The organism is Collinsella aerofaciens (assembly GCF_964243765.1).
Lineage (GTDB): Bacteria > Actinomycetota > Coriobacteriia > Coriobacteriales > Coriobacteriaceae > Collinsella > Collinsella aerofaciens_BU.
Map to the genome: position 1 here is coordinate 213,647 of NZ_CAXTGI010000003.1, position 7,376 is coordinate 221,022.

At 59.3% G+C, this 7,376-nt stretch carries 6 protein-coding genes; all 6 read right to left on the bottom strand.

Features of this window, described 5'->3' with window-relative positions; translation table 11 throughout:
* The gene (pyrG, locus tag ACESSC_RS03765) at nt 1-1,662 is read right to left on the bottom strand and encodes a CTP synthase (protein WP_373161273.1); all 1,662 of its coding nucleotides are present in this window, start codon (nt 1,660-1,662) and stop codon (nt 1-3) included.
* A 178-nt stretch (nt 1,663-1,840) separates the two neighbouring features.
* Nucleotides 1,841-2,179 (bottom strand): helix-turn-helix domain-containing protein, encoded by a 339-nt coding sequence (locus ACESSC_RS03770; RefSeq protein ID WP_117655154.1) that lies wholly within the window; start codon nt 2,177-2,179, stop codon nt 1,841-1,843.
* Nucleotides 2,180-2,435: 256 nt separating this feature from the next.
* A complete protein-coding gene (locus ACESSC_RS03775; RefSeq protein WP_117564670.1) occupies nt 2,436-3,917 on the bottom strand; it encodes a DUF1846 domain-containing protein in 1,482 nt (493 codons plus the stop codon).
* Nucleotides 3,918-4,522: 605 nt separating this feature from the next.
* Entirely contained in the window at nt 4,523-6,010 is a 1,488-nt protein-coding gene (locus ACESSC_RS03780) for a YfcC family protein (protein WP_369831459.1), read from the bottom strand.
* A 138-nt stretch (nt 6,011-6,148) separates the two neighbouring features.
* Nucleotides 6,149-7,144 carry an ornithine carbamoyltransferase gene (gene argF, locus ACESSC_RS03785; protein ID WP_117584234.1) on the bottom strand — a complete coding sequence of 332 codons (996 nt, stop codon included), beginning with the start codon at nt 7,142-7,144 and terminating at the stop codon, nt 6,149-6,151.
* A 106-nt stretch (nt 7,145-7,250) separates the two neighbouring features.
* Nucleotides 7,251-7,376: arginine deiminase family protein (locus tag ACESSC_RS03790; RefSeq protein WP_229770747.1), on the bottom strand; the 126-nt coding region annotated here is incomplete at its 5' end.

Consider the following 7,376-nt stretch of genomic DNA (forward strand, 5'->3'; position numbering starts at 1 on the left):
TTAGTCCGTAGCGAGGTTCATGGGCGTCACCTGCAGGCGATCGACACCCTCGTGCTGACCGATCGAGGCACGCACGAACTCTCGGAACAGCGGCTGCGGATTAGTCGGACGGCTCTTGAACTCGGGGTGAGCCTGGGTTGCCACATACCACGGATGCACGTCGCGCGGCAGCTCGACCATCTCGACCAGGCGCTCGTCGGGCGACAGACCCGAGATAACCAAACCGGCGTCCTCAAGCTGGTCGCGGAAGGCGTTGTTGAACTCAAAGCGGTGACGGTGACGCTCGTAGACGAGTTCCTCGCCATATGCCTCGCGAGCAAGGGTATCGGCGGCGAGCTTGCACGGATAGGCGCCCAGGCGCATGGTGCCGCCCTTCTCGGTCACATCCTCCTGCGAGCTCATCAGATCGATGACGCTAAACGGGCCGTCCGGATCGAACTCAGAGGAGCTGGCGCCGGCAAGGCCGACGACGTTGCGGGCAAATTCGCACACGGCCACCTGCATACCCAGGCAAATGCCCAGATACGGAATTTTGTGCTCGCGGGCGAACTCGGCCGCGAGGATCTTGCCCTCCAGGGCGCGCTTGCCAAAGCCGCCGGGGACCAGGATGCCCGAGGCGTCGCCCAGAACCTCGGAGACGTTCTGCTCGTCGAGGCTCTCGCCATCGACCAGCTGCACGTCAACGTGGCGATCGTAGAACACGCCCGCGTGGTGCAGGGCCTCGATAACCGACAGGTAGGCATCGGGCAGCTGCGTATACTTGCCCACGACGGCGATCTTCACCTTGTCGGCGTGCTGGTTGGCATGGTTCTGCTTGCGCAGGAACTCGTTCCACTCACTCATGTCGCGCTCACGCGGATCGAGACCCAGACGCTCGCAAATGCGCAGGTCAAAGTCCTGCTCGGCGAGTAGCTGCGGAACGTCGTAGATGCTCGCGCAGTCCTCATTGGTAAAGACGCAGTCGGTGTCGACGTCGCAGAAGCTTGCGATCTTGCCGCGGATGGCATCGTCGATATGGTGGTCGGAACGCAGAACGATAATATCGGGCTGGATACCAAAGCTGCGGAGCTCCTTGACGGAGTGTTGCGTCGGCTTGGTCTTGACCTCGTGGGCGGCGGCGATATAGGGAACGAGCGACACGTGGATGTAGCAGACGTTCTCGGGGCCGGCCTCCTTGCGGTACTGGCGAATGGCCTCGACAAACGGCTGCGATTCAATGTCGCCGATGGTGCCACCCAACTCAGTGATGACCACATCGGAGCCGGTCTGCTCCTCAATACGACGGAACTTATCCTTAATGGCGTTCGTGACGTGCGGAATCACCTGCACGGTGCCGCCCAAAAAGTCACCGCGACGTTCACGGGCGATCAGGCTCTTATAGATGGCACCAGTCGTAAAGTTGGAATCACGGGTCAGGTTCTCATCAATAAAGCGCTCGTAATGACCCAAGTCCAGGTCGGACTCGTAACCATCCTCGGTAACGAAGACCTCACCATGCTGGAACGGGCTCATGGTACCGGGGTCGACGTTCAGATACGGGTCGGCCTTCTGCATCGTTACTTTGTAGCCACGCGACTTGAGCAGACGGCCCAGCGAGGCCGCGGTGATACCCTTGCCCAGGGACGAAACCACGCCGCCGGTTACGAACACATGCTTGGTCATATTGAGTTACCTGCGCTTCCCGTAGAAGTTGTTTATCCACATCTTACGGGTCTTCATTGTAATACTCGCGCCGCGGACCGTTCGCATTTTTTCTCGCGTGCGATTGCATTTCTCAATCTTGAAACAAAACGCCGCCCGGTTTCCCAGGCGGCGTCGCTATGGCAAGGGTTACATGCTGCTATCGATCAGCAACCTCGTCCTCAAGCATTTCCTGAACGAGCATGCCGGTACGGACGCCCTCAAGATACCACTCGCCACGTTCGGTGAGGCAAATGCCATTTGCAAGCTGACCGCCGTCGTCGCTATAACGCGAGACGACATCAATCATGCCTTCGGAATCCAAGCGATCGATTGCGGCGCGGGCACGATACGGCGAAACCCCCACGCGCTCGGCAAGCGTTTTGCGCGAGAAACCATACGGCCCGCCATTGTCTTCGGTTTGCTGGGCGATCTCCATCAACACCAGCACCTCGACACGCTTCATATCGTTGACACTCGCACGACCCTTGCCCGCCATAGCAGCCTCCTCAAACCGAGCACGAGCATCTAACGCGCCGTGCGCGACCGACACACCTCACGATGGCAGGTAATATCCATCATGCGGCATCCCGCTAAGGATGAAACAGTTATGGTTATTGTATACCGCTCAAATTGTTTCTAGGCAGGTAAACGGCTATTTTTCGCCGAAATAGGCGCTTTATTGATCAAAAAGCCGTACCGGGCGCTAACCCGATACGGCCAAAATGCAATGCAATTACCGCGGTGCTTCAAACTTAGCGATGGAAGAAACCGCGGCGCTCAAACTTGGGCTCGCAGCACACGTTGATACCCAGTTTGCGCAGTACCGTCTCGTCCGTCGGCGAGATGATCACGCTAAAGAAGGCATCGCAACCGCGCAACTGCTCCAGGCCCAAAAGGACGCGAGCGGCCGTCTCACTCGTGGCCGAGGTGATCGACAGCGCCATAAGCGTCTCGTCGGTGTGGAGGCGCGGGTTTTTACTTCCCAGGAAATGCGTCTTGAGCTTGCTGATGGGCTCGATCGCCTCATCGCTAATGACCTCGAGCTCAAGGTCGACGCCCGAGACATGCTTGAGGGCGTTCATAATGAGCGAACTTGCGGCGCCCAGGCGCGTGGAGGTCTTACCGGTCACCACGGAGCCATCGGGCATGACCATGGCACCCACGGGACCACCCGTCAGCTGCTCCCTGGTGAGGGCCGCCGAGCGCGCCGGTGAGTAGTTCTTATCGATGCCGGCTTTCTTCATAATAATCTTGAGACGGTCGACTTGCTCATCGCCCACGCCGGTACGGCGCACATTTTCGACCGCGGTAAAGTAGCGGCGGACGATCTCCATCTTGGAAGCGTCGCGGCAGGCATCGTCATCGGTGATGGCAAAGCCGACCATATTGACGCCCATGTCCGTAGGGCTCTGGTAGGGGCTCTTGCCCAGGATCTTTTCCATCAGGGCACGGACTACCGGGAAGGCCTCGACGTCGCGGTTGTAGTTGACCGTGGTCTTGTTGTAGGCCTCAAGGTGGAACGAATCGATGATATTGGCGTCGTCGAGGTCAGCCGTGGCGGCCTCGTAGGCAATATTGACCGGATGCGTCAGAGGAAGATTCCAGACCGGGAAGGTCTCAAACTTGGCATAGCCGGCGGCGGTACCGTGCTTATGCTCGTGATACAGCTGCGAGAGGCAAGTGGCGAGCTTGCCCGAGCCGGGGCCGGGTGCCGTCACGACAACGAGCGGACGCGTGGTCTCGACAAACTCGTTCTTGCCGTAGCCATCGTCGGACACGATCAGATCGACATCGTGCGGATACCCCTCGATGGGATAGTGCAGCTTGGCGGGAATACCGAGCGCGTTCAAGCGGTTGCGGAACACATCGGCAGCAGGCTGGCCGGCGTACTGGGTGATAACCACAGCCGCGACGGCAAAGCCGTTGCCGCGGAACAGGTCAACCAGGCGCAGCACATCCTCGTCATAGGTAATGCCAAGGTCACCACGAGCCTTGTTTTTCTCGATGTGGTTCGCGTTGATCGCGATGATAACCTCGACATCGTCGGCGATGCTCTTGAGCATGCGGAACTTGCTGTCCGGTTCAAAACCCGGCAGCACTCGGCTCGCATGATAGTCATCGAACAGCTTACCGCCAAACTCCAAATAGAGCTTGCCACCAAACTGCGAGATGCGCTCCTTAATATGAGCGGCCTGCAGCTCGATATACTTCGCGTTGTCGAAACCCTGGCGCATGTATGGCTCCCGTCCCGTTTCGTAAATTAAGTTCCTACGCGATTATAACGGAGCCTGCCCTCCCCGATGCCCAGGCCATCAACAGGCACCAACCAAACACGCCATCGATAAGTTGCGGTGAAATAGCTCCTGTTTAACCCCTCAAGACGGCCAAACGGGAACTATTCCACCGCAACTTCCCCTTTTGGCGCAAAGTAACCTGACCCCTTTGCACCAACAGCAGAAACGTCGCGGGCAGAGAACGGACAGCGAACAGGCACCAGAGCGAGCAAGCCGCCCCCTGCGCCAACAATGGCAGCGCCGCAGGTTGAGCATAAGTCAGCGAAAGCCCACCAGAGCGAGCAAGGTGACGTGAAAGAGGAGGGCATAGGCCTTTTGGCCATGCCCGACGATTGAACGTCAGATTGCCGCTCTGGCGGGCTTGCAGCGTCGAGGGGTTCCGGCGTTTGGCAAAACGCCGGAACACAAGAGCGCCCCCTCCCGCGCACGGAACGGGAGGAGGCTAAAGGTAGGAGTCTACCGGTGGGGTTACCCCACCGGACAGACGATGACCAGGTGATCCTTTACAGGATCGTCATGGTTTCCGTGGGGTACCCAAGGGGTACTTAGAGCATCACGCAAGCGACGGTCAGGATGATGGCGCAGACGACGGAGAGAGCGACGATGAGCTTAAGAGCAAACTTGAGCCAGGTCGTCCACTCGATCTTGGCCAGAGCAAGACCGCCCATGATGGCGCCGGAGGTCGGGGTGAACAGGTTCACGACGCCGATGGCGGCGGAGAAGATCATGACCATGACCTCGGGCGAGAAGCCGAGCTTAACAGCCAGCGGTCCCATGATGGGCATGGAGACAGTAGCCATACCGGAGGTCGAGGGGATCAGGAAGGACAGGCCGAAGTAGACCAGGAAGCTCATGGGAGCGAAGATCACGCCGGACAGGCCAGCCAGAGCATTGGCGGCAGCGTCGAGGACGTAGACGTCGAGGCCGGTGCTAGCCATGAGGACGGAGATACCACGGGCGAGGGCGATGACGAGGACAACGGACATCATGTCGGCAGCGCCGGTGATGAAGGTGTTGACGATCTGCTTCTCGGACAGGCCGCCGATAATACCGATCAGGACAGCCATGAGGAAGAACCAGGTGGAAGCCTCGTCGAAGTACCACTGACCAATGGGCAGGCCGGTGATCAGGGCAGACCAGCCCTGAACGATGGCGTTACCGTCGGCGTCATAGACAGCGCCAGCATCGAAGAAGTTGGCGACGCCCTCGTTAAGGTCGGCCAGCGGGATGAAGCCGACGATCATGACGACGAAGGTGAAGGCAAAGGCGATCAGAACACCCTTCTGACGACCGGTGAGCTTGACCTCCTTGTGAACCTCGGAAGCAGCCTTGCCGTGAGCCTCTTCGGCGTCCTTGAGCTCCTGCATCGAAAGGATGGTGGAACCCTTGTCAGCCTTGACCTTCTTGGCATAGCTCATGACGAAGAGGATGGACATAACAGTGGTAACAATCCACAGGACGGCACCGAGGCCGATGATGATGGACTGGTTGACCTCAATGCCAACGCCAGTCAGAGCGTCAACGGCAGCACCGACGGCAAACGGGTTAACCGTGGAGCCGAGGCAGCCGCAGCCAGCGCCGAGCAGGACGGTGGCAGCGCCGACCATGGGGTCGAAGCCAGCAGCCATCATGGTGGCGGCGAGCAGGGCGTAGAAGGGAACGGTCTCCTCGCACATACCATAGGTGGTACCACCGAGGGAGAAGATGAACATCAGCACGGGAATGAGCATGATCTCATTGCCCTTAAGCTTCTGCACCAGAACAGCAATGCCGTTGTCCAGGGCGCCGGTCTCGGTCATCATGCCGAGGAAGCCGCCGAGGATCATAACGAAGAGGCAGACGGGCAGAGCGTCAGCGAAGCCCTTGACCGGGGCGGTGCAGAAATCGCTCAAGCGGGCAGCGGTAACCGCGCCACCGGACGTACCGGAGACGATAACGGTAACAACCGCGACGATTGCCAGCAGAGCAAGAAGAATGGTGAACGATGAAGGCATACCGCGCTTTTTCTTAGCGGTCTCAGTCATAGTTCTCATCCCCCCTTCATAAATCATTTACTGATCTCGCCCTAAGCGGCTCTTCCGTGCCGTGCATGTCGCTCAGTGCGAGATTTTTACCAGACAAAAGCGCTCGGGGTGCGCAGCAATGCACCCCGAGCGAGATGCTAGATGCTCTTACTTGAGCGTAGCGTACATGACAGCCTTGATGGTGTGCATGCGGTTCTCGGCCTCGTCGAAGACCTTGGAAGCGGGGCTCTCGAAGACCTCGTCGGTGACCTCCTGCTCGGTGATGCCGAACTGCTCGCACTTCTCGGCGCCAATCGTGGTGTTGGTGTCGTGGAAGCTGGGCAGGCAGTGCAGGAAGATGGCACCCGGGTTGGCCATAGCCATGACCTCGGAGGTAACGCGATACGGAGTGAGCTGAGCGATGCGCTCGGCCCAGACCTCGTCGGGCTCGCCCATGGAGACCCACACGTCGGTGTAGAGAACGTCGGCACCGGTGACGCCGTCCTTGACGTCGGTGGTCAGCTTGATGGTGCAGCCGTTGGCCTCGGCGATGGGCTTGCAGGCCTCGATGACGTCGTCAGCGGGCATGCACTCCTCGGGGCCGCAGGCCACAAAGTTCATGCCGAGCTTGGAGCAGACGACCATGAGGGAGCGAGCGACGTTGTTCTTGCAGTCGCCCATGAAGACGAGGGTCTTGCCCTTGATGTCGTAGTTGAAGTTCTCCTGGACGGTCAGGATGTCGGCGAGCATCTGGGTGGGGTGCCACTCGGTGGTCAGACCGTTCCACACGGGCACGCCGGACTTAGCGGCAAGCTCCTCGACGTCGTCCTGGGCAAAGCCACGGAACTCGATGCCGTCATACATGCGGCCGAGAACGCGGGCGGTGTCCTCGATGGACTCCTTCTTGCCCATCTGCGACGAACCCGGATCGAGGTAGGTGACGCCCATGCCCAGATCCATGCCGCCAACCTCGAAGGCGCAGCGGGTACGAGTGGAGGTCTTCTGGAAGAGCAGAACGATGTTCTTGCCCTCGAGATAACGGTGCGGAACGCCAGCGCGCTTCATGTCCTTGAAGTTCTTGGAGAGCTTGAGCAGGTACTCGATCTCCTCGGTGGTGAGGTCGAGAAGCTTGAGGAAGCTACGGCCGGAGAGGTTAACACCCATGGTTCGTTTCCTTTCGAAGAAATGAATTACGTAAGTATTAGTGTTGCCCGTTTGACGGGAGAAAACCGGTGCGGCTGTAGGGAAACCGCACCGGAAACTGAAAACCTTAGAGGTCCTCGCGCCAGAAGGGCATGCTCATGCAGCGCGGGCCGCCACGGCCGCGGGAGAGCTCGGCGGAGGGCACGACGAGAAGGTCCAGGCCCTCCTTGTACAGCACGTCGTTGGTGACGGT

Bases quoted from the DNA above. Each gene is read 5' to 3' on its own strand.
- ACESSC_RS03780 (WP_369831459.1), bottom strand. From the start codon at position 6,010: ATGAGAACTATGACTGAGACCGCTAAGAAAAAGCGCGGTATGCCTTCA.
- argF (WP_117584234.1), bottom strand. From the start codon at position 7,144: ATGGGTGTTAACCTCTCCGGCCGTAGCTTCCTCAAGCTTCTCGACCTC.
- pyrG (WP_373161273.1), bottom strand. From the start codon at position 1,662: ATGACCAAGCATGTGTTCGTAACCGGCGGCGTGGTTTCGTCCCTGGGC.
- ACESSC_RS03770 (WP_117655154.1), bottom strand. From the start codon at position 2,179: ATGGCGGGCAAGGGTCGTGCGAGTGTCAACGATATGAAGCGTGTCGAG.
- ACESSC_RS03775 (WP_117564670.1), bottom strand. From the start codon at position 3,917: ATGCGCCAGGGTTTCGACAACGCGAAGTATATCGAGCTGCAGGCCGCT.